The organism is Blastocatellia bacterium (assembly GCA_035573895.1).
Classification (GTDB): Bacteria; Acidobacteriota; Blastocatellia; order HR10; family HR10; genus DATLZR01.
The window spans coordinates 12103-37290 of sequence record DATLZR010000099.1 but is presented as its reverse complement, the minus strand read 5'-3'; the positions used below and the strand labels follow the sequence as shown (position 1 = coordinate 37290).

The window sequence follows — 25188 nt, the reverse complement described above, 5'->3', positions numbered from 1 at the left end:
ACGGCAAAGTTGAGCGTCAAGAAGGAAAATCCAAAGACCTTTGTAAACAAGCCGCTCCAGATCGTTAGAAAAATGAGGCTCTGGGGTGAGCGATCCGGAATCATGAGTCGTCCTGTTTCGTGAAAAACCTGGGCTGACTTGGCGTAGGCCCAAACGTCGCCGCCGAGCGAGTTGCCTGTGTAAAGGATGAAACTCACTTGAAGGCCCAGCCAGAGAAGGAAAATCAACAGCAGCCTGCGATTCTCAGATTGTCGGTACTGTGGCATCTTCGCCTAAAAGCGTAGCAAGGTAGTCTTCATTTGGGTTCGCTGCGCGTCATCACGTAGACCGATTCTCGCACAAACCTGAAACAATTCCAGTAGGGAAGCTCCTTAATCACAATATAACCTGGCCAGGGCCTGGTATCCACGACGTAGTCATCCCCGATCACCCACCAGTTTGGCGGGTCATCAGGCCGTCGCTTTCCCCGCCGATCATAAAGAGTCCACGCATTGAAGCTAATATCGGCTCGAATTCGCTCCGGCGCGATGCCCCGATCCAAGAGATACCGGCCACCGGCCCAAATGTTCCTGGATACTTGCACTCCTACAAAAGCGCTCCCGATTGCGATGGCTGCTAACAATATGACGAGCAGCAACGAAAGCAGTTTCGCCCTCTGACTCTCCGGTCGCGTGTGAAGAAGGAGAATCGCCGGAGGCAGAAGGATCAACAGATACCGGTCCTTGTCCGTATAGAAGAGAACCAAGAACGCAAGGCTGATGAGCAGAAATGATGCCAGCATGACCTGATAGCTACGGTCACCTGTCGTGTGGGAGGATACTTGCGAGGATTTTGCTCCGCCCGGCACTCTCTTGAGTGTCAGATATCCGTAGAGTAGTCCGCTCGATATGATAACCAGTATGAGCGATAATGCCCAGATCGTTTGTTCGTACAATATCGGCACCTGTTCGATCCAGTATGAGAGCGTAAACGTATGCCGACCACTCGCGCCACCAAAGCGGTGATAAATCTGCGTGACGGTCCACTCGCCAAGTTCAATGAGCGGATGGCGAAGAAGGCCAGAGGCCACAAGCAAGAGCGCCATGAGCGACAAACCTGCGCCGGCCCGAAGAATGGCCAGATAGTGGGAACGTTTCGCGCTGTCCCAGCTACTGGCGCAAGCGCGAACCCAGGACGAAGCCGATGCCGTTAGTGTCGCCAACAATGTGGTCGCACCGACCACGCCCCAGGCCGTGATGACGATCCAGAATGCCGATCCTGCCGGGGGAGTGAAACTGTTTCTCAAATAGGGCATGACGTTGTTCCAGCCGAAGGGCAGTGGACTACTCCTGACCGCCAGGATGATCGTCACGCCAACAAGTAACAGGCCATACAGACTCCATAGCTTCTTCTCTGTGCTCAAGATGCAAAATGTCCTTCCGGGAAGCAGTGGCGAAAGAAACACGCCCAGGTAGATGCTGGCGAAAAATGGAATGGCGAGCACTGACCAGAGAATTCGCGGCAGGTTGAGAAACTCCAGTTTGTAGACGTTGAAATCGCTCGGGATGCCGTGCCTGTACGTGAGCCAAAGAAAGAACAAAATCGCCGTGGTGGTGCTCGGCAACACCACCGCTGCGATCATCGCCAACGTTTTCGACTTTGGTAACCCGATGTCGCGCCATAAGAGCGGAACGACAGCGGCTACGGGCAGCAAGATGGCATATTGACGGATGAGAAAAGCGCTCGCTGCGACCATTGAGCCGACAAGCGCCCAAACGACTGACCCTCGGCGATAGGCGCGGGTGAAAAAGTAAATGGCGATGACGATGAGCGAGAGGAACGGAACATCGGTCAAATAGCTCCCGGCAAGAAGAAAGAAAAGGGGATTGAAAAGATAGACGGCCAGAGGGATCGCAATCGAGGAGTCCCCCCTCACCTCTTTCAAAAGCAACGCGAAGAAGACGGCTCCGATGGCGTTGAGCGCCAGCGAAGCGAAATTGAGCACCAGGAAGGAGAAGCCGAAGAGGTTCGTGAACAATCCGCTCCAGAGCGTGAGAAAGATGAGGCTTTGCGGCGAGCGGTCCGGAATAACCAACCGGCCCGTTGCGTGAAAAATCTCAGCCGCCTTGGCATAGGCCCAGGCATCGCCCCCCAGTGATTCGCCGGCAAAGAGAATCAATCCCACTTGAATCCCGAGCCAGAACAAGAAAATTCTCCCCAAAACGAATCCGTCGGCTCGACTTCCTCGTTCCATGACGCACAAATCCTAAATGAACGCGCCCATGCCCTACAAGCGAATCGGCCCATGATCTATCTCCTTTCAAAAAGTTTCCCACCGTCTTCCGGACGGAGGAGCCCATTGAGAGCGATGCTCTGCTGGTCACGTTGGACTCGTATCCCGAGTCCCCGGGCAGGATCCGTCATCCTGATCTCCGGATACCCGTAGAGGGAATCGGCAGGGATCAGCCTTCAATACAGGAGATAAGAGCTTCGCATCTCACGGAAGCGCGTGAGATCGGGTTGCCACGAGGCTTCGATCTCGGCCAGAGGGATGTCTGCCACAATTTGCTGTCTCAGCTTGTCGCTGCCGGCGATGATGTCGAAAGGAAGTCTATCGTAGACGTACTCGTAGGGCGGCTGCTGCCAGGCGAAATGATCGGGATAAAGACGGTAGATCGCTTTCAGAAGGGCAACGGCTGTAATCACCGGCTTGAACTGCTGGCGATCAAGGACATGGATTTGCACACCACCGCAGACCTCCCCTTGATGTTTCTGAAACGTCGGAGCGAAAAAGCAGGGACGGAAAAAGACGCCGGGCAGCTTTTCTTCGGCGAGCTCCTTCACCAAACGGTAGGGATCAATGAAGGGGGCCCCGATGAGCTCGAACGGTCGGGTTGTCCCTCGTCCTTCGGAAAGTAGCGTCCCCTCCACCAGGACAGTTCCGGGATAAACCGTTGCGGTGTCGAGCGTCGGCATATTGGGTGATGGCATGATCCAGGGAAGATCGGTTTGGTCATACCACATCGTGCGCTGCCAGCCTTCCATCGGCACGACGCTCAAGCGACAACCGATCCCGAAAGCCTCGTTAAAGAGCAGGGCGAGTTCCCCCATCGTCATTCCATGTCGGAGCGGAATCGGGAACATCCCCACGAAGGATTCAAACCCCGGCTCGACGAGTCCTCCTTCGATCTGCTCGCCCCCGATCGGGTTCGGTCGGTCGAGCACAATCATCTCGATGTCAAACTGCTGGGCGGCGATCATGCAATTGGCCATCGTTGCCGCGAAGGTATAAACGCGCGTGCCTACATCGGGTAAATCGCACACGAGCGCATCCACGTCGCGCACCATTTCCTCGGTAGGAATCCGCGTCGCTCCGTAGAGGCTGAAGACGGGAAGCCCCGTTCGCTCATCTCGTCCTCCCTCCCACTCGATCATGTTGTCCTGGGTGGTGCTGCTAATGCCATGCTGAGGACCGAAGAGAGCGACGAGGTGACAGTCCGGGCTGGCGAGGAAAAGATCCGAAGCATGGTGAAAGCTTCGGTTGACCGAGGCAGGATTCACGATCAAGCCGATGCGCTTGCCGCAAATAAGCCCACGGTAGCGCTCGAACACCACTTCGAGGCCAGGTTTCATTTCAATCCGCCAGTAGCCCGCGCTCCTGAAGGTCCTGACAGGTCACACAATGACGTGCCCAGGGGACCGCCTCCAGCCGCTTGGGCTGAATCTCTTTGCCACAGGCGACGCAAAGCCCATAGGTCCCTTCCTCGATGCGGGCCAGCGCCTCGTCAATGAGCGTGAGCACGAACTTGTCGCTCGTGCTCTGACTGAACAGCAGCTCTTTGAGATAGGCGTTTGATGCCTTATCCGCCGGATCCTGGGCTGCTTCCTGATCGGCCTCCCGCCCGTAATGAACATGACGATCCAGTGCGCTCATCAACGACTGGCGCTTATCCAGCAATTTCTTCCGGTAATACTCGACTCTCTTCTTGTTCATGGACATCTCTTTCTCCCTGGTCATCCTCAGAAGCTGAGCCCCACGCGAACGGGCAACCCGTTTTCCTCTCGACTACCGAGGATATGGCAAACGGTGAATTATAGCGAATGCCCGATAAATTTGCTCAAGCAAAATCACGCGAACAAGCTCATGAGGCATGGTCAGCGGTGAGAGCGAAAGAAGGAGATTCGCTCGCTTGCGAACTGATTCCGAAAGGCCATCATGACTCCCTACAACAAAATGCATCTGTCGCGTCCCCTCCTGTAATCGCTGGCTGATCATCCCCGCCAGCTCTTCTGATCGGAACATCTCTCCCCGTTCGTCGAGGACGACGACATAGGAGTCCGCCGGAAGCAAAGCGAGGATCTTCCTCCCTTCAGCTTCTCGACGGCGTCGCTCGTCACGCTCCGTATGGGCCACTTCCGGGCGCACAATCTGACAGCGACAGGTGACGAAATGACCGAGCCGATCGAGATACTCCTGTTCGAGCGCGGCCAGATGAGCGTTCTTCGTCTTCCCGACCCATGTAAAGGTGAGCTGCATCCGACTTTCATCCCGCAGTCAATCACTCGGCATCACTCGGCGAAACAGGCGAACGAGCGCCGCGCCGATCATCGCTGGCCACTGTCTCGGGGAATGACACGAGCGGCGCATCACGCCAGAGTCGTTCCAGATCGTAGAACTCGCGTGCCTGCTGCTCAAAAATGTGCACGATGAGGTCCCCATAGTCTATGAGAATCCAGGCCGCCACCGTATAGCCTTCGATGTGAAGCGGTCGCGTCCCTTCGGCCTTGAGCTTCTCCACGATTTCGTCGGCGATGGCCTGCACCTGACGGGTAGATGCCCCACTGCAGATGACGAAGTAATCGGTGAAACTGGCGATTCCTCTCAAATCGAGCACAACGATTCGCTCGGCCTTTTTGGCGCTGGCGGCTTCGACGGCCCTGCGCAGATCGTCCTGAATCGTTCGCCTGGCCGGTCGCGCATTGGGCTGTCGAGGGCGCGTAACGGCGAGGCTCTCCTGACTGTCGTTCATCCTGCGGTCCTCCATCATCCTGTCGAGTTGGCGTAGAGGCGGTACTTGGCGATATAGCGGGCGACCTCCGGCACGACGAAATGATCAATGGATTCTCCTCGACGACAGGCTTGACGGATGGCTGTCGCCGACACATCGCTGAAGACCGCGCGACAGAAAAAGATGCGTCTGGCCGATGGCTCCTCCACCCGCAGGGGGGAACCGTCCACGACGCCCGTGCGCCATCGCTCCGGGAGATGGTCGGCCGTTAGCGCATGGCCCGGTCGCGCCATGACGATGAGGTGAGTCAGCGTGAGCAATCGCTCATAATCCTTCCACTGCGTGATCTCCTCAAACGAATCAGCTCCCAGGACGAAATAGAATTCCGCCTCCGACGGGAAGAGGCGGCGCAAGGCTGTCACCGTATCCACCGTGTAGGCGACCTCACCGGTCTCCAGCTCGATTGTCGAGACGAAAAAATTGTCCGTCTCTCTGGTCGCCAGAACGAGCATGGCGTAGCGGTGCCAGGCGCTGGCACCCGGGGCGGGCCGCCTGTGAGGAGGTCGTCCCGAAGGAATGAAATAGATCCGGTCAAGATGATAAAGCTCCGCAGCGACCCGAGCGATTTCCAGATGCCCTCGATGGACCGGATCGAATGTTCCGCCAAACAATCCCACCTGCATAAAATCCGTTCGCTCTGCTTTCACCCTTCAGGTGCGGCGACCAGCGCCGGAGCGGTGACTCCCGTCATCAGTTCGCCAAGCCGCTCACTCACCCGCGCCAGGAGTTGGTCAACTCCCAGCCCCGTCACTGCCGAAATTTCAACGAGATCGAGCTTCTGAGACCGACACAGCGACCGCAGGGCAGCGACGCGTCCGTCATCCCGAATATCCATCTTCGTTGCCACAACGATCTCCGGCTTTTCCAGTAGCGATGGATCATGCGCTCCAAGCTCCCGTCGGATGATTTCATAGCTCGTGACGGGATCGTGCTCGGCGAAGGGAGAGACATCAATCAGATGAAGCAGCAGCCGCGTTCGTTCAATGTGCCGCAGGAACTCGTGGCCCAGGCCCGCTCCCCGATGGGCTCCTTCAATTATCCCCGGAATGTCAGCCACGACAAAACTCTTGAACTCATCGAGTGCGACTACGCCCAGCACCGGTTCGAGCGTGGTGAACGGGTAGTCAGCAATTTTCGGGCGGGCAGCCGAGATACGTGCCAACAGTGTTGATTTACCGGCATTGGGGAAGCCCACCAGTCCCACATCAGCCAACAGCTTCAGTTCGAGCCGAAGCGTTCGCACCTGGCCGGGCCGACCCTCCTCGTGAAATCTCGGAGCACGTCGCGTGGGCGTGGCAAAGCGGGCATTGCCTCGGCCGCCGCGCCCACCGCGTGCAACCAGAACGCGTTCGCCCGGGCGCTGAAAATCATGAATGCGCTCGCCCGTTTCCGCATCGTAGACGACCGTCCCCACGGGAACGCGAATGATGACATCCTCTCCATCACGGCCATGGCGGTTATTCCCCTCCCCATGACCGCCCCGACCCGCCTTATACTCCGGGTTGTACCGCAGGTGAATGAGAGAATTGATTCCCTCAACGGCTTCCAGATAAACGTGGCCACCCCGTCCGCCGTCGCCCCCGGACGGCCCACCAAACGGCACGTACTTCTCCCGGCGAAAGGCCGTGCATCCATTGCCGCCATCGCCAGCTTTGACATAGATCTTGGCCTGATCAATAAACATCACTGATCACCCACCGTCGCAGACCTCCAGAGGCGCCGCGACTGCTTCTCCCGAGTTCACCACAGACGTGTGCGGATCGTTTCATCACCCCGTGTCTATCCGTGTTCATCTGTGATGAGATCTTTCCAACGGTTCAGGCCGGCAAGGTCCGGCTCCATGTATAAACCTCTCCGAAAAGCGCCGCGGGGGCTTTCAAGCTCCTGTACCCCCACAGATGGGACCGCCCGCTCTCGTTTCCTCTCGGCCACAACATTACGCAATGCCGCTGCGCTGGTAGCATGGACTGGTCATCATGCGCCAATCAAAAGAAACAAAGCTAGAAACATGGGGCGGAAAACCGTCGTACCATCCGCTTGGCGCCCCCTGTTTCTAGCTTCTGACTGTGATCATTGGGCTGGCTACCGGAGGTTTTGCTCCACCGGATAAACGCTGACGAATTTCCCCATTCGCCCTTTATCCTCAAACCGAACGATACCAGAGATCTTGGCAAACAACGTATCATCTCGTCCGCGCCCGACGTTGACGCCCGGTTTAATCGGCGTCCCGCGCTGGCGCACGAGGATCGAGCCCCCGGTGACGAATTGGCCTCCAAATGCCTTAATGCCCAGCCGCTTGCCCACAGAATCGCGTCCGTTGCGCGAGCTGCCGAGCCCTTTTTTATGTGCCATCGCAAAAACCTCCCGAAAAGAGCCACGGATTCAAAAGTGATTTTCCGCCTTCGGTGACCATCAGCTCGCCGGGCATCTGCCGGATGGATACAACCACTTCTTGAGACGAGGACCATTCATGGTCGTCCACCAATGGATTTCCATGATTTCGGCTCCCCTCCTGGTCAAGCGGCGATAAATTTTTCCACCCGCAGAGCCGTATATTTTTGCCGATGGCCGCGACGCCGCCGGTACTGCTTGCGGCGCTTGAACTTAAAGACAATGATCTTCCGCTCTTTCCCGTGCTCGACCACACGGCAGAGCGCCCGCACGCTGTCCACACGCGGTTGTCCGATCTGGACCGCCTGCCCATCGCACAGCGCAAGCACGGGAAGTTCGATCGTTGCTCCTACCTCCGCCGGGAGCGCCGGGACGCGAATCAACGCCCCTTCCACTACCCGATACTGTTTTCCGCCCGTTTCGATCACTGCGTAAGCCACACCAGCACTTGCCTCCGTTTCGGTCTCTTCAAAAGCCAACAATTATAAAGACCTTGTCATCGGGCTGTCAATTTGATACAACGCTCCCTTCAATCTCGCACAAGAGGAGCAACCGATGCCGCCGAAAGAGATCACAAGCCTGGAGGAGTTAAAGAACCTGGTGGGACAGGAGGTCGGTCTGAGCGACTGGTTCGAGGTGACCCAATCTCGCATCAACGACTTTGCTGAGGCGACCCTGGATCGCCAATGGATCCACCTCGATGTCGAGCGGGCCCGAGCCGAATCCCCTTACGGAACGACGATTGCTCATGGGTTTCTGACGCTCTCGCTCATCAGCTATCTCGGCTCTCAAGCCCTGAGTCTTCGCCCCCTGTTTCGCACGGGCATTAACTACGGTCTGAACCGTGTACGCTTCCCCGCCGCCGTGCCGGCGGGTGCACGGATTCGTGCCCGGTTTGTCCTGCAATCGGTTGAGGAGATCCCGGGCGGAATCCATGTCACCTGGAACGTGACAGTCGAAGTCGAAGGAGGACAAAAACCGGCGCTTGTGGCTGAATGGCTCGTCCGGTACTACTCGTAAGGGACTGTCACCGTATCCCTATCAGGTGGGTCAGATCGGGATTCGGCTCCCGGAGTACGGCTGAGCAGTGGTTCAGCGTAGCAACAGCCGCACAAGAACCCCAGCGCCGAGCAGAAGTTTTACCAGCTCAAGCAGGGTATAGGCGATGTGAAACCGCCAGAACCGAGCGTACTGTGGCGGCGGTGGCGTCCGGGAGACAAAATCGAGGCTGCGACCGAGCGTCACGATCTGGGGGGTGAGGTAGACGATAAACACCAGGACGATCGCCAGCATCGCCACGATGAGAGCCCGTGCAAGCGCATCCGACCGACCGCTCCTCACCAAGAGCGTCAAAACTAATCCCCCCAGGACAAGCTGGGCCCATTCCCAAACGCGAAAGTAGTAGCGATTCATCTCCGACGCCAGATGACGAAGGATCATCCGAGCATCGTCCGGGGGGATTCCCTCCAGCTTCCGGTGGAGATCCGCTCCGGCGGGAGCCGCCAGGACGCGATCCACCGCGCGAAAGTTTTGCGTGGCCACGAAGGCCACCATCACGCTCCCCACCATCCAGGCACCCATGAGAAAGAAGATCATTTTTGTCCTTGCCTCATCGGTCACAAGCACATCTCTCCCCGGCAGGCGCAACGACAAAGAACCACACCAAGTTCCTCCGACAGACGCTTTCTCTCCTCATACTGGCCAGCTTTCTTTCCGGTAGCCCATCTCCCAGAACATCCATTCATACCGTGCAGCGGTAATGAAATGGCGGCGCATCGCTTGCTGCGTCGCCGGCGACGCCGCCTGAGCCAACTCGTCGGTCACATCCAGCACAGCGCGAACGAGTGCACCAAACTGTTCGGCGGCATACGTTTCGATCCATCTTTGGTAGAGGGGATCGGGCGATCCTCGCGCTGCCAGAGCTTTCCCCACCTCCCAGTAAATCCAGTAGCAGGGCAGTAGCGCCGCCATTACTTCCGGGAACGGTCGGCCATAGGCGACAGCCAGCAAATAGCTCGTGTAGGCCACGTTGGTTGGAGCCATCGGGGTGGAAGCCACAGTTTCCTCCGTCAGGCCGATCTCCCGAAAGAATCCCTCATGCAACGCTCGCTCGACCCGGAGTGCCCCGGCCGCATGATCATTGAGCAGGATGATCCAGTCCTCGCGTGGAGCTTTGGCCGCTGCCACCGAAAGCGCCCGTGCGAATTCTCTCAGATAGAGGGCATCCTGCACGACGTAGAAAAGAAACCGGTCGCGTTCAAGTTGACCGCTAGTGAGGCCGGCGATAAACGGGTGCGCCAGAATCGCCTCGAAGATGGGTGCAATCTCGCTCCACAACCGATCAGTGAAACGCACCGGCGTCGTCATCCTGGTCTTCACCTCCTTCGGTCAGGCATTCCTGTGAAGAGCACAGCGCCGCTCTGTCCCTTCACGTGCCTCTGACGGGCACTGTCACGAGGGTTTTCGACACGTCCTCCGACACAGAGGCCCTGCTTTATTTATTTTTCATCGCCCGCTCAAACGCACCCGCTACACCTTGCGCATCTCAGACTTCGACCTCGACATCGTTTCCCTGAACGCGCACGGCAAAGACCTGCACGCCCCGGGTAGCCGGCGGTGAGAGCACTTCGCCCGTCGTCAACCGAAACCGCGCCCCATGCCAGGGACAGGTTACTTCCTCATTCTCGGTGAATCCCTCCGACAGCGGCCCTCCACGATGGGGACAAGTATCATCAATGGCATAGAACGTTCCGTTGACATTGAATATCGCGATCCGTTGGCCGCTCACTTCGACCACTTTAGCCTGCCCGATAGCGATCTCATCAACGGTCGCAACCTTCACGTACTGGCCCATTTCCTTACCTCCTGACTGATGCGAGATGAAACGGGCTAAGATCATAAGCAAGCCCGCTGCTTATTTCAACACCGACTGGAATCAATACGCAGCCCCGTCCCCCTATTGTTCGCATGTGATGGTTTTAGTCACAGGAACCACCATACGACGAGTTGCCGGAGCATTTCTGCATGTCGCCCACCACCATCACCTACTTCCGTTCTCAGCGTGGGGCTCGAGATTGGGGACTAAGGGTCAAACAGCCGTGCGAACAAATGGGCGTGCACAGCGTAGTCCGAGCATCGGGACAGTAGCGATTTCAATGCGCTCTGTGCCCAGGCCAGGCGGTGAGAAAGAGTGGAAAGGGGCAAGAGAACGTACCTGCTGAAGTGGCGGCAAGACCCTTCATCGCAGGAATTCCGGGCAAGGAATCGTCTGAAAGGGGTTAGCATCCTACTGCTGTGAATTCGGGCCTTCTGCGACCGCCGCTGCTTTTCGGTAGAGAGACAGAGGCGCGAAAAATATATTTGCCAGTCGCCGAAACGCCACGGCAATCGCGGTTTATGAAACCCGCCGGGAACCCGGCCTTCATCGGGGGTGTCTTGACAATTTCCCGGACGCGGTTTAGCTTTGCCTTTTCGCTCGGTGAGAGCAATTCTCAACAGTGGATTGTATGTTCGACGCGCTATCGGAGAAGCTCAAAAAGGTCATTCGTGATCTGCGCGGCCAGGGGAAGCTAACCGAAGCGCACCTGGACCAGGCGCTGCGAGAGATTCGACTGGCACTTCTTGAGGCGGATGTCAACTTTCGGGTGGTCAAGCAGTTCATCGAGCGCGTCCGCGAGAAGGCTATCGGTCAAGATGTGCTTGCCGCTCTGTCGCCGGCCCAGCAGGTTGTCAAGATTGTCTATGATGAACTGGTGGAGATGTTGGGGGGGACATCAACGCGGCTGCTTCTCACCGGGCGAATCCCCAACGTCGTCTTCCTAGTGGGGCTCCAGGGGTCAGGCAAGACCACGACGACGGGAAAGCTCGCCCTGTGGCTCACCCGGCAGGGACGACACCCGCTGCTTCTATCGGCGGATGTCTATCGCCCGGCAGCGCGCGAACAACTGGCCATAATCGCCAAGGCGGTGGGTTGTCCCGTGTTTAACGGAACGGACGAAAACGATCCGCTGGAACTCTGTCGGCAGGCGCGTCGTCATGCTGAGTTGAGCGGGTTTGATCCGCTGCTTGTGGATACGGCCGGGCGGCTCCACATTGACGACGAGCTTATGACCGAACTGCAACGGCTCAAACGGGAGATGCTGCCGGTGGAAATTCTGCTCGTGGCTGACGCCATGACCGGCCAGGATGCTGTTCGCAGCGCTGAGGAGTTTCACCGCCGTGTGGGATTGACCGGAGTCATCCTCACTAAGATGGACGGCGATACGCGCGGGGGCGCTGCCCTTTCGATTAAGGCAGTGACCGGCCAGCCGATTAAGTTCATCGGCGTTGGCGAGAAGTACGACGCGCTGGAGCCATTTTATCCCGATCGGATCGCCTCCCGCATCCTCGGCATGGGCGATGTCCTGAGCCTCATCGAGAAGGTTCAGGCGGAGGTGGATGCCAAGCAAGCCCTGGCTTTGCAGCAGAAGCTCCGGCAGGATGAGTTCACGCTGGAGGACTTCCTCGATCAATTACGAATGGCCCGACGGCTGGGCTCGATGGGAAAGCTGCTCGAACTCCTCCCCTCGGAACTGCTGAGGAGCATCGGGTTGACCAAGCCGACGCCGGAGCAAGTCGCCGAGATGGAGCGCCAGTTGAAGCGGACCGAAGCGATCATCAACTCGATGACGCCGGCCGAGCGGCGGGATTACCGCATCATTGACGGACGGCGGCGTCAGCGCATTGCCCGAGGCAGCGGCACCACCGTGCAGGACGTCAATGCCCTGCTCGATCAGTATGTGGAGATGCGACGGTTGATCCGTCAGTGGAACGAAGGAACACTGGGGCGGCTGTTTGGCGCCAAACGGCGGAAGCAGAAGCCCAAGAGGAAAAAGAAGCCGCGATAGGGGGCAAAATTCTCATTGACGATTGTTTCAGGAAAAAGACACATTTTGGTGGACTTTTACCAGCGACACACTATAATAGAAGGGAGGTTGGGGCGTTGGTAGCAATACGATTGATGCGAATGGGGGCCAAGAAAAGGCCCTTCTATCGAATTGTGGTGGCCGAGAAGCGGTCAAAACGGGATGGTAAATGTATTGATGTCATCGGCCACTATGATCCGTTGAAGCAGCCGGCAGCCGTGACGATTGACCGAGAGCGGCTCAACTACTGGCTCGCTCAGGGAGCCCAGCCGACGGAGACGGTTCGGCGGCTGATCAAGCGGGTCAGCAATTAACCCTCGCGACAGCGACATTGTGCGCAGGCACCGGCTTCGCTTCGACGGATTCCACTCAGGGGGATCAAGGGTGAGTTCCTTCGCGCCTAACACGTAGCGACGGATGAGAGCGCAGGGAGAATCGGGAGGTGACGGCTATGAAGATGAGGGATCTGGTTGAAATGATCGCTAAAGCGCTGGTGGACTACCCTGATCAAGTCGAGGTGAAGGAAGTCGAGGGCGAAGCCACGACCGTTCTGGAACTGCGAGTTGCTCCTGCTGATCTGGGAAAGGTCATCGGTAAAGAAGGTCGGACTGCCCGAGCTATCCGCACCATCTTGGGAGCTGCCGGGATGAAGCTGAAAAAGCGCTTCGTGCTTGAAATTCTCGAATGAGGGACGCGCCGGAGCTGATCGCCATTGCTCGGATCATCAAACCACGAGGAATTCGTGGCGAAGTAGTGGCCGATGCGCTGACGGATCGAGCTGACCGGTGGACCGATCTTCAGCGTCTGCGGGTGGAAACGCCTCGGGGAGAGTCCTTTGATCTGGAACTGGAGCGGGCTCGCGTCTCCGGACATCAGGTTTTGCTTCTGTTCCGCAGCTGTCGCACGCGGGCGGAAGCAGAGCGGTTGCGCGGAAGCTGGGTGAAAGCTCCGCCAGACCCTTCTCCCTCCCCCGATCCGGACACGTTCTACCATTACCAGTTGCTGGAGTGCACCGTCAGGACGACCTCCGGCGAGACGGTCGGTCGTGTTCACGATGTGCTGGAGACCGGGGGCGTTCCTCTTCTGGAAGTCATCGGCCAGGATGGTCATCACCATCTCATTCCGTTTGCGACGACGATTTGTCCGACAGTAGATGTGGCTGCCCGGCTCATCGTGATTGATCCGCCTGAGGGACTGCTGGAACTGAATCGCTCCGATGCATCGCTTTGAGGTCATCCCCGAGCAGATCAGCGATCACTGTCACCGGCAGCAAATGGATTTCCATCCCGTGCGTCGCTCACCTGCTGGACTATGAGGTTTGATATTCTCACCATCTTTCCCGATATGTTTACCGGGCCGTTTGAACACGGCATTATCCGGCGTGCGCGGCAGCAGGGGATCATCCAGGTATTTATCCACGATCTGCGCGATTTCACCGAGGACAAACATCGAACTGTTGATGACCGGCCTTTCGGCGGTGGTGAAGGAATGGTCCTCAAACCCGAACCCATTTTCCGGGCGGTAGAATCACTCGTCGGGGGCGCAGTGGATCGGGCGACGACAGCCGTCATTTTGCTGTCCCCTCAAGGAACCACGCTGACCCAGAGTCTGGTGGAAGAGCTGGCTCGATATCGGTGGGTGATTTTGATTTGCGGGCGGTACGAGGGTGTGGATGAGCGTGTGGCCGAGCACCTGGCGACGCACGAAATTTCCATTGGCGATTATGTTCTCACCGGCGGAGAGATTCCGGCGATGGTGCTTGTTGATGCACTGACCCGACTCCAACCGGCCTCGCTGGGACGCGAGACGTCGGCGGCGCGAGACAGTTTCTCTCCCGGCCAGGGAGGAATTCTCGATCATCCGCACTACACGCGGCCCGCGGAGTTTCGCGGCTATCGTGTACCGGAGGTCCTTTTGTCCGGTGACCATGCTGCCATTGCCCGATGGCGCCGACGCAAAGCCCTGGAGAAAACGCTGCGGTATCGCCCGGACCTGCTCGAGCGCGCCCGCCTCAATGACGAAGACCGCGCACTGCTTGAGGAACTGAGGAAAGAACTTCACAATCCGTCCTCAACGGGCTAAAATGGTGGCTTTTGGGATCATTAAAGAAAGCGGACAAAAGCCCCCAGCATCAGGGGGGTCTCGAGCGCGAAAGGAGTGGGATTATGGACCAATCGCTTCTGGCAGATTGCGAACGGGATCAACTACGCTCGGACATCCCGGACTTCGCTCCGGGTGACACGGTGCGCGTCTACGTCAAGATCAAGGAAGGCGATAAGGAGCGTCTTCAGGCGTTTGAGGGCGTGGTGATCGCTCGGAAGCACGGTGGCTTGCGCGAGACTTTCACCGTCCGAAAAGTCAGTTTCGGCACTGGCGTGGAGCGCATCTTTCCCCTGCACTCGCCGGTGATTGATCACATCGAGGTCGTGCGGCGCGGCGATGTCCGTCGGGCCAAACTCTACTATTTGCGAAAGCTCCGGGGCAAAAAGGCCCGGATCCGTGAGAAGGAACTGGCGGGACTCCGAGTGACCGAAGCGGAGACACCCCGGGAAGCGGAAGCTTCTTCGGCCACGGCCTCGTCAACGGAATCCGGCGCGAGTTCCTCCTCGGCATGAGGATGGCGATTCCGGAACAAGCAGAGTTCTTTCCCCCGGAGGCCCCCTCGGGACCTGAACGGGATGTGCGGCCATTGGCCGAGCGGATGCGTCCTCGGACGCTGGACGAGGTGCTCGGACAGGAACATTTGGTCGGTCCCTCGGCTCCGTTACGCCGCATGATTGAAGAGGATCGGCTCACGTCGCTCATCCTGTGGGGACCACCGGGGACGGGTAAAACGACGCTCGCCCGCCTGATCGCATCGGCGACCAAAGCCCATTTCCTCGCTTTCTCCGCCGTTCTCAGTACGATCAAAGAGATCCGCGACGCCATGATCGCCGCCGAGACCCGCCGTCGGGTGTATCATCAACGAACTCTTCTCTTCGTTGATGAAGTTCATCACCTCAACAAAGCTCAGCAGGATGCTTTCCTGCCATTTGTTGAGCGCGGCGATGTGTTGTTTATTGGAGCGACGACGGAGAATCCTTCCTTCGAGGTGATCGCTCCGCTGCTGTCGCGGACGAAGGTGTTTGTTCTGAAGCCGCTTTCGGTCGAAGCCCTCGTCACCGTGCTCACACGGGCGCTGGCGGATAAGGAACGCGGGCTGGGGCGAGAGAAGATTCACATCAGCGATGAAGCCCTTCATGCCATAGCCGTCGCCGCTTCGGGCGATGCTCGCGTGGCGCTCACAACGCTGGAGCTGGCTGTCATCCTCGCTGACCGGCAGGAGGATGGAACGCTTCAGGTCACGGAGAAAGTGTTGACCGATGCGCTTCAACGCCCCCTGCTCCTCTACGATAAAGGCGGCGAGCAACACTACAATCTGGTCTCCGCCTTCATCAAATCGGTGCGCCATTCCGATGTGGATGCCGCCCTCTACTGGCTGGCTCGGATGGTGGAATCGGGCGAGGATCCCCTGTTCATCGCCCGCCGATTGGTAATCCTGGCGTCGGAAGATATCGGGCTGGCCGATCCGCAGGCCCTGGTTCAGGCCGTCGCCGCCATGCAGGCCGTTCACTTCGTCGGATTGCCGGAAGCGCAACTGGCGCTCACGCAGGCGACGATCTACCTCGCCCGCGCGAAGAAATCAAATGCCGTCCTTCGCGCGTATCGAGCGGCTCAACGCGATGCTCTGGAGAGCTTGCGCGAGCCGGTTCCTCTGCACCTCCGCAATCCCATCACGCCACTCATGAAGGAAATCGGCTATGGGAACGGGTACAAATACGCCCACGATTATGCCCCGGGCGATCCCGATGCCGCGATGGAGTGTCTGCCCGAGTCGCTGCGCGGGCGAAAATATTACGAAGAATCGTCATGAGCCGCGCTTGACAAGACGTCACCGGTTCGGTTGAATCATAGTCCTTTTTCGCGAAGGAGATTTGCATAGGAGGTGTTGGAACGAGAGTGGCCCTGATTGTCGTCAATGAAGGAGAGTCAATCGAAATGGCACTCCGGCGCTTCAAGCGCCGGGTCCAACAAGAAGACATCATCAAAGAGATCAAGAAGCATTCCTACTACCTCAAGCCGGGCGAAAAGCGCCGGTTGAAATCGGCTCTGGCGCGTAAGCGCAGTCGGCGCCGGCAAAAACGCGAAGCGGAATAATTCCCCGCCAGCTGAACGGCGACTTACGGGGGAAGAAAACCCAAGGGGTCATCTCTTCGACCAAGGGGAGGGCGTCACTGTTCCCCGAGGGTCGCCTTCGTCCTACCAGGGGGATCAGTATGCCCTCATTTTCAGAGGTCGTGCAAACGTCCCGATTAGCATGCTCTGCCTTCGCCTCGGGCACAGGCACGCCATTGGAGCCGGTGCCGGAGAGAATGGTACGACGAGCTGATTTCAGCGGTGATCCAAGATCGGGCAGCTCTTTACCTGGAGGCGACTCGCCCTCACGCGAACTTGAGTGGTGGAGGAGACACTGGCCCAAGCGACGAAAGGTCAGGCCCTCCTCTGACGAGAGGAAAACGTCGGCCAAACAAACAAGGACAGAGATGGGTCAACGTCTCTCGCCTGGAGGCCTCCCCCGATGTCCCCTCAATACACGAAATGCGTTGGGGATCAGGTCCAGTAATTCCGATCGAGGCTTCGATACTGGACGGCTTCCGAGATATGGTGAGCCGCGATGTCCTGACTTTCTTCAAGATCAGCAATGGTGCGGCCAACTTTCAAAATACGATCATAAGCGCGGGCGGATAATCCCAAGCGAGTAATCGCATTCTCCAGAATGCGCTGTCCTTCGTCATCCAGGCGACAGTATTTGCGAATCAGTCGAGGCGTCATTTGCGCGTTGCAATAGATGCCGTCACCGCTGAAGCGTTCCAGTTGTCGCTGACGGGCTCGCACGACGCGTTCGCGGATGGCCGCCGAGCTTTCACTGGGAAAATCGGTTGCCAGCTCGCGGAAGCGAACCGTGGGAACCTCAATGTGAATGTCAATGCGATCCAGAAGAGGACCGGAGATCTTCGACAGGTATCGCTGAATCATGAGCGGCGTGCAGTGGCAGGAACGAAGCGATGATCCCCAGTAACCGCAGGGACAGGGATTCATCGCGGCCGCGAGCATGAACCGTGCCGGAAAGGTCAAAGACAGAGCGGCTCGAGAGATCGTCACCTTCCCATCCTCGAGCGGCTGACGAAGAACTTCCAGCACATTGCGATCGAATTCCGGCAGCTCATCGAGAAAGAGGACGCCGTTGTGGGCGAGGCTTACTTCTCCCGGTCGAGGAATGGCTCCTCCTCCGATGAGGCCAGCATCACTGATGGTGTGATGCGGTGCGCGGAAAGGCCTGCGAACGACGAGACCTCCGGTATCGGTCATACCCATGACGCTGTGAATCTTGGTCACCTCGAGGGCTTCTTCAAAGGTGAGCGGAGGCAGAATCGTGGGAATGCGCTTGGCGAGCATGGTTTTTCCGCTGCCTGGCGGGCCGATCATGAGAATGTTATGGCCTCCGGCGCAGGCAATCTCCAGCGCCCGTTTGGCATGGAGCTGGCCTTTGACCTCGCTGAAGTCCACCGGGTATTGATTGATGTCGGCCAGCAGTTCATTGACATCGAGGCGAAGCGGTGCAGGGACCGACCGCGCCGTCACGATCTCCATGACCTCAGTTAGGGTCCTAACCGGAAAGATCTCCAGGCCGCTCACCACGGCGGCTTCGCGGGCGTTCTCTTCTGGCAAGATCATGCGCCGGATGCCTCGACTGCGGGCCGCCACAGCCATCGGCAAGGCTCCTCGAATCGGGCGCACCCGACCATCCAGAGACAGCTCTCCCGTGAGCAACGTATCACCGAGAGCAGTTCCCTCGACATATCCGTTGGCCCCGAGAATCCCGACGGCAATGGGCAGATCAAAGCTCGATCCCTCTTTCTTGATGTCGGCGGGAGCCAGATTTACCGTCACCCGATGAACCGGGAAAAAGTAGCCGCAATTGGTGATGGCTGCCCGGATGCGCTCGCGGCTCTCTCGAATGGCGGCATCGGGTAATCCGACCATGATGAAGACGCTCTGGGACTGATCTCCTGCACGGGGAGAGAGGTCCACTTCAACCTCAACGATATAGGCATCAATCCCGTAGGTTGCTGCGCTCAGCGTCTTGAAGAGCATCACGCCTCCGAAAAAGGGAGCGCAGGCTTTCCCACTCACGCCGGTTCCTCAACCGGGAAGCCCGCCATATTTGCGGCACAGACTTTCCCGCCCTCGTGCGGCAGCAAACCGGAAAAGTCGCGCTCCGATTTAACATTTAACACTTTCCGAGCACGATGCAATGAAAAGCCTTCCTCCTGCTACATGATTCCGGCGGGAAACGGGCATGGGGTCAGGGCTCCGAGGGGGAGCGAAGCATCCGCGTGCTTTCGCTCCCTCTAGATGCTGACCCGCCTCAGCGGGTGGAAATCTCTAGCTAGGACTTTGTCTCTGCTGCCGCTCGCACGCTGATGGACTTGATGCTGCACTTGCCGCTCGATTCATCGCAGCGGCAGGTGACGCGATCCCCCGGCTTGACGTCGGCGAGCGAGATTTGTTTTCGCGCTTTGGTGATCTTGACATCAGCAGCCAGGGGACAGGTCATCTCCTTTCCGGTTCGCTGCTTGATGACGATCTCGTTCTTCGTCGTATCAACGGAGACGACCTCACCCGTATGCGTCTTCAGGGCGGGTTTCGGGGCAGTTTTCTCCTGCTGCTGGGCTGCCGCGACCACACCCGCCATCAAGAGACAGAGCGTCGCAATCGCAAGGACCTTCTTCATAACCTCCCTCCTTCACGCAGGATTGGGTTTTAGGGTCCGATTGACGGACCGGGAAAACGAGTCATAAGCTTTGTTCGATGTCTCGAGAAGTTGCGCCCCATACGGAGCGGCTTCATTATACACCCGGAGCTTCCGCCGGCGTCAAGTCTTTCCTGCAAGGCCGCGCTCGATTCGTTCGGCCGTTGCACGGGCGCTGCGAACGCAATCGCCCACGGCAATCCCCCCCCGATAATTCGCCACAAAATAGAGCCCGGGGTAGGACCGTTCCGCTCCCTCAAGGGCTTCCAGAACCCGGCCGTAGCCCAGCGTGTACTGGGGAATTGCCCGGTCCCATCGGGTGATGTAGACGAAGTCGGGTCGGCCGGAAATCTTCATAATCTCGGCCAGTTCCCCGGCGACGATCTCGATCAATTCCCGATCACTCACGCCGACGAGTTCAGGCGAGCGAGCACCGCCGACAAAGGTGGTCAGTTCCACATATCCTGACGGAGCACGATTCGGGAAAATGGCCGAGTTCCAGATTGTTCCCAGAACACGTCGTCGTTCCTTTTCCGGCACCAGGAAACCGAACCCATCAAGGGGAATTCCCATCTGCTCCTGGCGATACCCGAAGACGACTTCCGCCACCGGAGGATAGGGGATTCGGGCGAGTGTTTCTGCAAGTGATTCCGAGAGACCTCGGACCAGTTCCGCTGCTCGGTAAGCCGGAGTGGAGACGACGAGAATGTCCGCCGGGATCGTCTCCGCCTTCCCCTCACACTCGGCAGCAACGAGAAACCTCCCCTCGGAGAAAGAGATCGCCCGAGCCGTTGTTTTCAACCGAATCGTCCCGCTCAAATACGACGCCAGCGCGCGCGGCAAGGTGCCCATTCCCTGACGGAAGGAAAACATCGCTGCCGACACTTTGGCCGTCTCGTCGCGCCGGGCGCGTTCCTTTCGACCACGGAGAGCACCGAGAATCAATCCCCCGTACTTTTCTTCGAGGGCGAATACCTTGGGAAAAGCGTAGCGAATGCTGAGCTGCTCGGGATCGCCGGCATAGACTCCGGCGACAAATGGGTTGATCGCGTAGTCGAGCAATTCCTGCCCGAGCCGCCGACGGACAAACTGAGCCACCGATTCCTCGACCTGACCCCGGGGCTGAAAGGGTTCCATGAGAACCCGGACCTTTCCTCGAAAGCTCCAGAGGGAGCTGCGGAGAAACGCCAGCGGATGAAGCGGGAGGGGATGAAGCCGACCGTCGCGGAGAATATACCGGCGCGACGCCGCAGGATTTGCGTAAGTGACCTCGCTACTGATTCCCGTTTCCTCGAAGAGCTGGCGAAATAATGGAGTCGTTTCGAGGGCGCTATTGGGGCCGTATTCTACGAGGAACCCGTCAATGAGACGGCTCTTCATCGTCCCGCCCACCTCGGCGTCAGCTTCCAGAATGAGCGGGGCCCATCCCGCCTTCTTCAAGAAAAATCCCACCGTGAGACCGGAAATGCCGGCACCGATGATGACCACTTCAGGCATCATGGCTGATGGCTTCGAGAACAAGTGCCTTGAGCGCTTCGGCGAAGGTGTCGGAGTCGTTGAGCGCCCGCACGAGGACGAACTTTTTGATCCCGAAGCGATGCGCGATTTCTCTCACTTCGATGTCCAGCTCATAAAGCGTTTCAACGTGATCCGAGACAAAACTGATGGGAACGACGACAAGGTTCTCAATACCCTCCTCGGCGAGGCGCTTCACGGCGTCCACCGTCGTGGGTTCCAGCCATTTCAGCGGACCTACCTTGCTCTGGAAAGAAAGAATGGTCTGAGCGCGGCTCACCGCCAGGGCAACCTCTGGCCGATGCCGCAGATGATCGAGCACCGCTGCCACCGATCGTTGCGTCTCCGCGAGATACGGATCGCCATCGGTGATGAACCGAACGGGCACACCGTGAGCGCTGAAAATTAGACCCCAGCGCATCAGTTCGTCATCGCTAAACTCGCGCAGCGCTTCCACAATGCGCTCACCCACCGCCTGGACATAGAGCGGATGATCCGGATAACTCCGTATCGTCACGCGCTCGATGGAAGTCAGGCGTTTCTCCTCGATGAGTCGCTCGACCTCACGCAGGCTCGAACCCGTGGTGGTGAAGGAAAACTGGGGATAGAGTGGTAGCAGGATGAGTCGGCGAGCCCCCTCCTGCACGGCCTGATCAATCGCCTCCCGGATAAAAGGATGCCAGTACCTCATGCCGACGTAGACGGCAGCATCGAGAACAGGGGCGAGCTTCTCGGCCAATCTCTGTGCCTGCGCCCGCGTGTGAGCCAGGATCGGCGAGCCGCCTCCGATTCTTCGATAGTGCTCGGCGACATGCGGGGCTCGCCACCGAGCAATGATTCGGGCCAGCGGCTTTTGCACGACCGTTCCCAGAGGAAGGCGGAAGATGTCCGGGTCGGAGAAGAGATTCACGAGAAAGGGCTGCACCGCCGACAGTGTATCCGGCCCCCCCAGATTGAGCAAAATGACCGCGTTCGGAGGCATCGTGAGTCAGAAAGTATTCTCACCGCCTTCTGAGGCGCCAGCGTTTCCACGGCGCACGGTCGCCAGCGGGAACATCTCCATGAGATCAAACGGTCTGGGAGAAGATGGGCCGTTCCCTCATCATCTTCTCCAGATAAGCATCGAAACACATGGCAATGTTGCGAATGACGAGTCGCCCCATCCGGTGAACAACGATGCGATCCGTGGTCACCTCGACGAGGCCATCCTCGACGAATTCCTCCAGCTTTTCCAGCGCATCAGCAAAGTAGTCGTCGAAGATGATGCCGAAGCGATTCTCCACTTCGATCTTCGTCAGCTCCATATCGCACATGAGCCGCATGATGACGTAGCGACGGATGATGTCATCTTCAGTCATCCGATAGCCAACGGCCGTGGCGAATTGCCCCGCATCGAGGCGGGCGTAGTATTCCTTCAGCTCCTTGAGGTTCTGAGCGTAGATGTTCTGGAACTGGCTGATGGCTGACATGCCGAAGGCATAAAGATCGGCCCCGGCCCGCGTCGAATATCCCTGGAAATTGCGATAGAGCGTCTTCTCCCGCTGCGCCACGGCCAGCTCATCGTCGGGTTTGGCGAAATGATCCATGCCGATGTAGACGTAGCCCGCTTCGGTCAGCCGCTCAATTGTCATTTTGAGAATCTGGAGCTTCACTTCCGGCGCAGGTAAATCCTCCTTCTTGATGAGGCGCTGATGGGGCTTGAGCCAGGGGACGTAGGCGAAATTGAACACAGCGATGCGGTCGGGCGAAAGCGCGATGATCTTCTCGATGGTGCGCTCAAACGACTGCAGCGTTTGAAAGGGCAGCCCGTAGATGAAATCGAGATTGATGCTCACAAACCCGAGCGCCCGCGACCACTCGATCGCTCGACAGGTGATCTCTTCCGGCTGGATTCGGTTGACGGCCGCCTGCACGCGAGGATCGAAATCCTGCACGCCCATACTGATGCGATTGAACCCCATCTCCCGGAACGCCTTCATGTGGTCGTAGGTCAGTCCCCGGGGATCAATCTCGACGCCGATTTCTGCATCCTCGACGAATTCGAATCGGTCGTTGATAAATCCGGCCAGCTCCCGGATCTCATCCGGCGAGAGGTAGGAGGGCGTCCCCCCACCCCAGTGCAGTTGTGTCACCCGACGACCGGGAGCGATGAAGGCGCGAACCATCTCGATCTCTCGCTTGATGTGATCGAGATAGCGGCGAATCGTTTCCGGGCGATGCGTCACCAGCATGGTACAGCCGCAGAAGTAGCAGAGCGTGTCGCAAAACGGGATGTGGAAATAGAGCGAGAGATCCGCCGTTGATCCCGAGGCGTTGTTTTCTTCGAGCGCTCGACGGAAGTCGTCAGGCCCGAAGGCGGAGGTGAAGGCGGGAGCCGGAGGATAACTCGTGTATCGCGGCCCCGGCCGGTTATATTTTTTCAGCATCTCGAGGTCAACCGTTTCAACGGCGCTCATATCGTTTTCTCCTGCTCATGGCCCGGATGCCGGGCTCAGCAACCTCCGTCTCCGTCGCCGACGGAGACTCTTTTCACACCCTGTCGGCGCTCGCGCGCTCGGGGCGACACTCGGAGCCGTGATACTTCGGGCTTTCACTCTTGACGGTTTCCACCAGCACGCCCACATTCTCCAGCGGGGTCGAAGGCAAAACCCCATGACCGAGATTGAAGATGTGGCCATGTCCCGGCCCAAATCGAGTGAGGACCTTCCGCGCCTCTTCCTGCACCCGCTCCGGCGGGGCCAAGAGAATCACCGGGTCGAGATTCCCTTGCAGGGCTGCTCGGTCTCGCACGCGGGCACGAGCCCAACCGAGATCCACCGTCCAATCGAGGCTCACGACGTCACAGCCCGTGTCGAGCATCTCCTCGATCCACGCTCCCGTTCCTTTGGAAAAGAGGATCACCGGGACGCGCTCGCCCACCACCGCCTTGATGCTCTCGATGACCTGACGATTGGCCGCGCAGGCGAACTCGCGCCATTGATCGTAGGCCAGCATTCCGGCCCATGTATCGAACAGTTGCACGGCATCGGCCCCCGCTTCAATCTGAGCGAGCAGAAAATTCGCTACCGTATGAGCAATCTTCTCAAGCGCCGCCTGAGCCAGTCGCGGTTCCGAGTAGAGAAACGTTCGGGCTCGAAGGAAATCTTTCGTCCCGCTCCCCTCGAGCATATAGGCCAGGAGCGTCCAGGGCGCACCGGCGAATCCGATGAGGGGGACGCGGCCATCGAGTGCGCGCCTGGTCAGACGAATCGCCTCGAGGACGTAGCCCAATTTTTCCGATGGATCGGCAGCGACGAGCGCCGCGATATCGGTCGCGCTGCGAAGGGGCGTCTCGATGCGCGGCCCATGATCCTCCTCGATGGTCAGCGTGAGCCCCATCGCTTCCACCACCAGGAGAATGTCGGAAAAAAGGATGGCTGCATCCACGCCAAACCGCGCAACGGGTTGCAACGTGACCTCGACCGCGATCTCCGGCGTCCGGCACATGGTGAGAAAATCGTACTTTTGTCGGATTGCCCGATATTCCGGCAGATACCGACCGGCCTGGCGCATGAGCCAGATGGGGGTGCGTTCGGTGGGCTCCCGGCGGCAGGCGCGAAGGAAAAGATCGTTCCGGGGTCCCGGGTTCTGCTCCGCCCGGACGATGGGCTGAGCAATGGTGAGAGCTTCCCGGATGGATCGCGCGAGGGCTTCAGCGGTGGCCTCGTCGCGGGTCTCTCCCGCGCGGATCGTGACCGTCAGGCCCGCCGCCTGGCAGGCTCGCGCCGTCGTTTCTCCGATGACGGCTATATGGGCCGTTGCCCGCTGGAGAAAATCCGGAAACAGATCGAGAAAATGTCTCACCGCCGACGGGCTGAAAAAACTCACCACCGCGATTTCTCCCCGATAGAGCATCCGTCGGACGGCTTCCCTCTGTTCGGGGGTGACATTTGCCTTCACCGTTCGGTAGACGACGACGGGATCAATCCTCACCCCACGAGCGATCAGCTCGTGAACCCATGCCTCATCGCTCAGGTCCCCGTGAGGAAAAAGGAATCGTTTCTCCACCGACTGCGGATGAGCGGCGATTCGCTCCGCCAGGTCTCGAGCAGTGGCCCGATCCGGTAGTGCACTGACGGTGAACCCGTATGATTGGATGGCCCTTTGTGTCTTGATCCCGACGGCGTGAAAGGTCTTGCCGGCGAGCAGAGTCACATCGAGAAAGCGCTGGCAGCGATCGAGGAAAAAGCGCACTCCGTTGGCACTGGTGAAAATCAGATCGGTGTAGTCGGCCAACTCGGCGATGGCACGATCGCACGCCTCCCACGACTCCGGCTCGGTGACCTCGATCGTCGGTAAAAAAATCGGCTCGAGTCCGAACCGACGAAGGGCTGCTCCGAATTCCTCCGCTTGCCCATGCGCACGGGTAACCAGAACCCTCGGAGCTGCGCTCGCCCCGTTGGCACAAGCACCGTTCACAGCAGAAATCGTCCTCCCG

The 25188-nt window shown here is 58.5% G+C and carries 27 protein-coding genes and 1 pseudogene; 9 read left to right on the top strand and 19 right to left on the bottom strand.

Going from position 1 to position 25188, the window contains the following annotated elements; all coding sequences use genetic code 11:
* The 10 genes from VNM72_09775 to rplU all read right to left on the bottom strand — a co-directional run.
* Window positions 1–266: hypothetical protein (locus VNM72_09775; GenBank protein ID HXF05691.1), on the bottom strand; the 266-nt coding region annotated here is incomplete at its 3' end.
* Window positions 267–295: 29 nt separating this feature from the next.
* Complete coding sequence (locus tag VNM72_09770) at window positions 296–2233, bottom strand: glycosyltransferase family 39 protein (GenBank protein ID HXF05690.1); 1938 nt, start codon at window positions 2231–2233, stop codon at window positions 296–298.
* 215 nt (window positions 2234–2448) lie between these two features.
* Window positions 2449–3612 carry a DUF1343 domain-containing protein gene (locus VNM72_09765; protein HXF05689.1) on the bottom strand — a complete coding sequence of 388 codons (1164 nt, stop codon included), beginning with the start codon at window positions 3610–3612 and terminating at the stop codon, window positions 2449–2451.
* A 1-nt stretch (window position 3613) separates the two neighbouring features.
* Complete coding sequence (locus VNM72_09760; GenBank protein HXF05688.1) at window positions 3614–3973, bottom strand: TraR/DksA family transcriptional regulator; 360 nt, start codon at window positions 3971–3973, stop codon at window positions 3614–3616.
* 72 nt (window positions 3974–4045) lie between these two features.
* Window positions 4046–4516: a 23S rRNA (pseudouridine(1915)-N(3))-methyltransferase RlmH gene (locus VNM72_09755; GenBank protein ID HXF05687.1), complete on the bottom strand. Its 471-nt coding sequence runs from the start codon at window positions 4514–4516 to the stop codon at window positions 4046–4048.
* 22 nt (window positions 4517–4538) lie between these two features.
* On the bottom strand, window positions 4539–5009 hold the full coding sequence (rsfS, locus tag VNM72_09750) for a ribosome silencing factor (protein ID HXF05686.1): 471 nt from the start codon (window positions 5007–5009) through the stop codon (window positions 4539–4541).
* A 14-nt stretch (window positions 5010–5023) separates the two neighbouring features.
* Entirely contained in the window at window positions 5024–5671 is a 648-nt protein-coding gene (gene nadD, locus VNM72_09745; protein ID HXF05685.1) for a nicotinate-nucleotide adenylyltransferase, read from the bottom strand.
* 20 nt (window positions 5672–5691) lie between these two features.
* Window positions 5692–6732 carry a GTPase ObgE gene (obgE, locus tag VNM72_09740; GenBank protein HXF05684.1) on the bottom strand — a complete coding sequence of 347 codons (1041 nt, stop codon included), beginning with the start codon at window positions 6730–6732 and terminating at the stop codon, window positions 5692–5694.
* A gap of 398 nt (window positions 6733–7130) precedes the next feature.
* Entirely contained in the window at window positions 7131–7400 is a 270-nt protein-coding gene (gene rpmA / locus VNM72_09735) for a 50S ribosomal protein L27 (protein ID HXF05683.1), read from the bottom strand.
* A 164-nt stretch (window positions 7401–7564) separates the two neighbouring features.
* Complete coding sequence (rplU, locus tag VNM72_09730; protein ID HXF05682.1) at window positions 7565–7879, bottom strand: 50S ribosomal protein L21; 315 nt, start codon at window positions 7877–7879, stop codon at window positions 7565–7567.
* A 115-nt stretch (window positions 7880–7994) separates the two neighbouring features.
* On the opposite strand from rplU, the gene VNM72_09725 reads away from it, so the two are divergent.
* Window positions 7995–8459 carry a MaoC family dehydratase gene (locus VNM72_09725; protein ID HXF05681.1) on the top strand — a complete coding sequence of 155 codons (465 nt, stop codon included), beginning with the start codon at window positions 7995–7997 and terminating at the stop codon, window positions 8457–8459.
* A gap of 72 nt (window positions 8460–8531) precedes the next feature.
* On the opposite strand, the gene VNM72_09720 is transcribed toward VNM72_09725, so the two are convergent.
* The 3 genes from VNM72_09720 to VNM72_09710 form a co-directional block, all read right to left on the bottom strand.
* Window positions 8532–9059 carry a DUF4149 domain-containing protein gene (locus VNM72_09720; GenBank protein ID HXF05680.1) on the bottom strand — a complete coding sequence of 176 codons (528 nt, stop codon included), beginning with the start codon at window positions 9057–9059 and terminating at the stop codon, window positions 8532–8534.
* Between the two features lie 72 nt (window positions 9060–9131).
* Window positions 9132–9806, bottom strand: a complete 675-nt coding sequence (gene tenA / locus VNM72_09715) for a thiaminase II (protein HXF05679.1) — start codon at window positions 9804–9806, stop codon at window positions 9132–9134.
* A 178-nt stretch (window positions 9807–9984) separates the two neighbouring features.
* A complete protein-coding gene (locus VNM72_09710) occupies window positions 9985–10293 on the bottom strand; it encodes a non-heme iron oxygenase ferredoxin subunit (protein HXF05678.1) in 309 nt (102 codons plus the stop codon).
* 652 nt (window positions 10294–10945) lie between these two features.
* Here VNM72_09710 and ffh point away from each other — a divergent pair.
* The 8 genes and pseudogenes from ffh to rpsU all read left to right on the top strand — a co-directional run bounded on the left by ffh (window position 10946) and on the right by rpsU (window position 16540).
* A complete protein-coding gene (gene ffh, locus VNM72_09705) occupies window positions 10946–12325 on the top strand; it encodes a signal recognition particle protein (protein HXF05677.1) in 1380 nt (459 codons plus the stop codon).
* 95 nt (window positions 12326–12420) lie between these two features.
* Entirely contained in the window at window positions 12421–12657 is a 237-nt protein-coding gene (gene rpsP, locus VNM72_09700; GenBank protein HXF05676.1) for a 30S ribosomal protein S16, read from the top strand.
* A gap of 143 nt (window positions 12658–12800) precedes the next feature.
* Window positions 12801–13031, top strand: coding sequence for a KH domain-containing protein (locus tag VNM72_09695; GenBank protein ID HXF05675.1), 231 nt, complete (start codon window positions 12801–12803; stop codon window positions 13029–13031).
* Window positions 13028–13573, top strand: a complete 546-nt coding sequence (gene rimM / locus VNM72_09690; protein HXF05674.1) for a ribosome maturation factor RimM — start codon at window positions 13028–13030, stop codon at window positions 13571–13573. Before VNM72_09695 ends, rimM begins: the two co-directional genes overlap by 4 nt.
* Window positions 13574–13654: 81 nt before the next feature.
* Window positions 13655–14425 carry a tRNA (guanosine(37)-N1)-methyltransferase TrmD gene (trmD, locus tag VNM72_09685; GenBank protein ID HXF05673.1) on the top strand — a complete coding sequence of 257 codons (771 nt, stop codon included), beginning with the start codon at window positions 13655–13657 and terminating at the stop codon, window positions 14423–14425.
* Between the two features lie 83 nt (window positions 14426–14508).
* Window positions 14509–14850: pseudogene (gene rplS, locus VNM72_09680) on the top strand (50S ribosomal protein L19).
* Between the two features lie 194 nt (window positions 14851–15044).
* Window positions 15045–16256: a replication-associated recombination protein A gene (locus VNM72_09675; protein HXF05672.1), complete on the top strand. Its 1212-nt coding sequence runs from the start codon at window positions 15045–15047 to the stop codon at window positions 16254–16256.
* Window positions 16257–16342: 86 nt separating this feature from the next.
* Entirely contained in the window at window positions 16343–16540 is a 198-nt protein-coding gene (rpsU, locus tag VNM72_09670; protein HXF05671.1) for a 30S ribosomal protein S21, read from the top strand.
* A gap of 453 nt (window positions 16541–16993) precedes the next feature.
* Here rpsU and VNM72_09665 read toward each other — a convergent pair whose 3' ends face one another.
* The 6 genes from VNM72_09665 to hemE form a co-directional block, all read right to left on the bottom strand.
* Entirely contained in the window at window positions 16994–18538 is a 1545-nt protein-coding gene (locus VNM72_09665; GenBank protein ID HXF05670.1) for a YifB family Mg chelatase-like AAA ATPase, read from the bottom strand.
* 295 nt (window positions 18539–18833) lie between these two features.
* Window positions 18834–19178 carry a hypothetical protein gene (locus VNM72_09660; protein HXF05669.1) on the bottom strand — a complete coding sequence of 115 codons (345 nt, stop codon included), beginning with the start codon at window positions 19176–19178 and terminating at the stop codon, window positions 18834–18836.
* Window positions 19179–19319: 141 nt separating this feature from the next.
* Window positions 19320–20696: a protoporphyrinogen oxidase gene (hemG, locus tag VNM72_09655; GenBank protein ID HXF05668.1), complete on the bottom strand. Its 1377-nt coding sequence runs from the start codon at window positions 20694–20696 to the stop codon at window positions 19320–19322.
* Window positions 20686–21693 (bottom strand): ferrochelatase, encoded by a 1008-nt coding sequence (gene hemH / locus VNM72_09650; GenBank protein HXF05667.1) that lies wholly within the window; start codon window positions 21691–21693, stop codon window positions 20686–20688. The genes hemG and hemH overlap by 11 nt, the downstream gene beginning before the upstream one ends.
* Before the next feature lie 85 nt (window positions 21694–21778).
* Entirely contained in the window at window positions 21779–23167 is a 1389-nt protein-coding gene (gene hemN, locus VNM72_09645) for an oxygen-independent coproporphyrinogen III oxidase (protein HXF05666.1), read from the bottom strand.
* A gap of 73 nt (window positions 23168–23240) precedes the next feature.
* A complete protein-coding gene (hemE, locus tag VNM72_09640) occupies window positions 23241–25169 on the bottom strand; it encodes a uroporphyrinogen decarboxylase (GenBank protein ID HXF05665.1) in 1929 nt (642 codons plus the stop codon).
* Between the last annotated feature and the right edge of the window lie 19 nt (window positions 25170–25188).

Coding starts and splice junctions, on each gene's coding strand:
- VNM72_09770 (HXF05690.1), bottom strand. CDS start 2,233: ATGGAACGAGGAAGTCGAGCCGACGGATTCGTTTTGGGGAGAATTTTC.
- VNM72_09765 (HXF05689.1), bottom strand. CDS start 3,612: ATGAAACCTGGCCTCGAAGTGGTGTTCGAGCGCTACCGTGGGCTTATT.
- VNM72_09760 (HXF05688.1), bottom strand. CDS start 3,973: ATGAACAAGAAGAGAGTCGAGTATTACCGGAAGAAATTGCTGGATAAG.
- VNM72_09755 (HXF05687.1), bottom strand. CDS start 4,516: ATGCAGCTCACCTTTACATGGGTCGGGAAGACGAAGAACGCTCATCTG.
- rsfS (HXF05686.1), bottom strand. CDS start 5,009: ATGAACGACAGTCAGGAGAGCCTCGCCGTTACGCGCCCTCGACAGCCC.
- nadD (HXF05685.1), bottom strand. CDS start 5,671: ATGCAGGTGGGATTGTTTGGCGGAACATTCGATCCGGTCCATCGAGGG.
- obgE (HXF05684.1), bottom strand. CDS start 6,732: ATGTTTATTGATCAGGCCAAGATCTATGTCAAAGCTGGCGATGGCGGC.
- rpmA (HXF05683.1), bottom strand. CDS start 7,400: ATGGCACATAAAAAAGGGCTCGGCAGCTCGCGCAACGGACGCGATTCT.
- VNM72_09725 (HXF05681.1), top strand. CDS start 7,995: ATGCCGCCGAAAGAGATCACAAGCCTGGAGGAGTTAAAGAACCTGGTG.
- tenA (HXF05679.1), bottom strand. CDS start 9,806: ATGACGACGCCGGTGCGTTTCACTGATCGGTTGTGGAGCGAGATTGCA.
- VNM72_09710 (HXF05678.1), bottom strand. CDS start 10,293: ATGGGCCAGTACGTGAAGGTTGCGACCGTTGATGAGATCGCTATCGGG.
- ffh (HXF05677.1), top strand. CDS start 10,946: ATGTTCGACGCGCTATCGGAGAAGCTCAAAAAGGTCATTCGTGATCTG.
- VNM72_09695 (HXF05675.1), top strand. CDS start 12,801: ATGAGGGATCTGGTTGAAATGATCGCTAAAGCGCTGGTGGACTACCCT.
- rimM (HXF05674.1), top strand. CDS start 13,028: ATGAGGGACGCGCCGGAGCTGATCGCCATTGCTCGGATCATCAAACCA.
- trmD (HXF05673.1), top strand. CDS start 13,655: ATGAGGTTTGATATTCTCACCATCTTTCCCGATATGTTTACCGGGCCG.
- VNM72_09675 (HXF05672.1), top strand. CDS start 15,045: ATGCGTCCTCGGACGCTGGACGAGGTGCTCGGACAGGAACATTTGGTC.
- VNM72_09665 (HXF05670.1), bottom strand. CDS start 18,538: ATGCTCTTCAAGACGCTGAGCGCAGCAACCTACGGGATTGATGCCTAT.
- VNM72_09660 (HXF05669.1), bottom strand. CDS start 19,178: ATGAAGAAGGTCCTTGCGATTGCGACGCTCTGTCTCTTGATGGCGGGT.
- hemG (HXF05668.1), bottom strand. CDS start 20,696: ATGATGCCTGAAGTGGTCATCATCGGTGCCGGCATTTCCGGTCTCACG.
- hemH (HXF05667.1), bottom strand. CDS start 21,693: ATGCCTCCGAACGCGGTCATTTTGCTCAATCTGGGGGGGCCGGATACA.
- hemN (HXF05666.1), bottom strand. CDS start 23,167: ATGAGCGCCGTTGAAACGGTTGACCTCGAGATGCTGAAAAAATATAAC.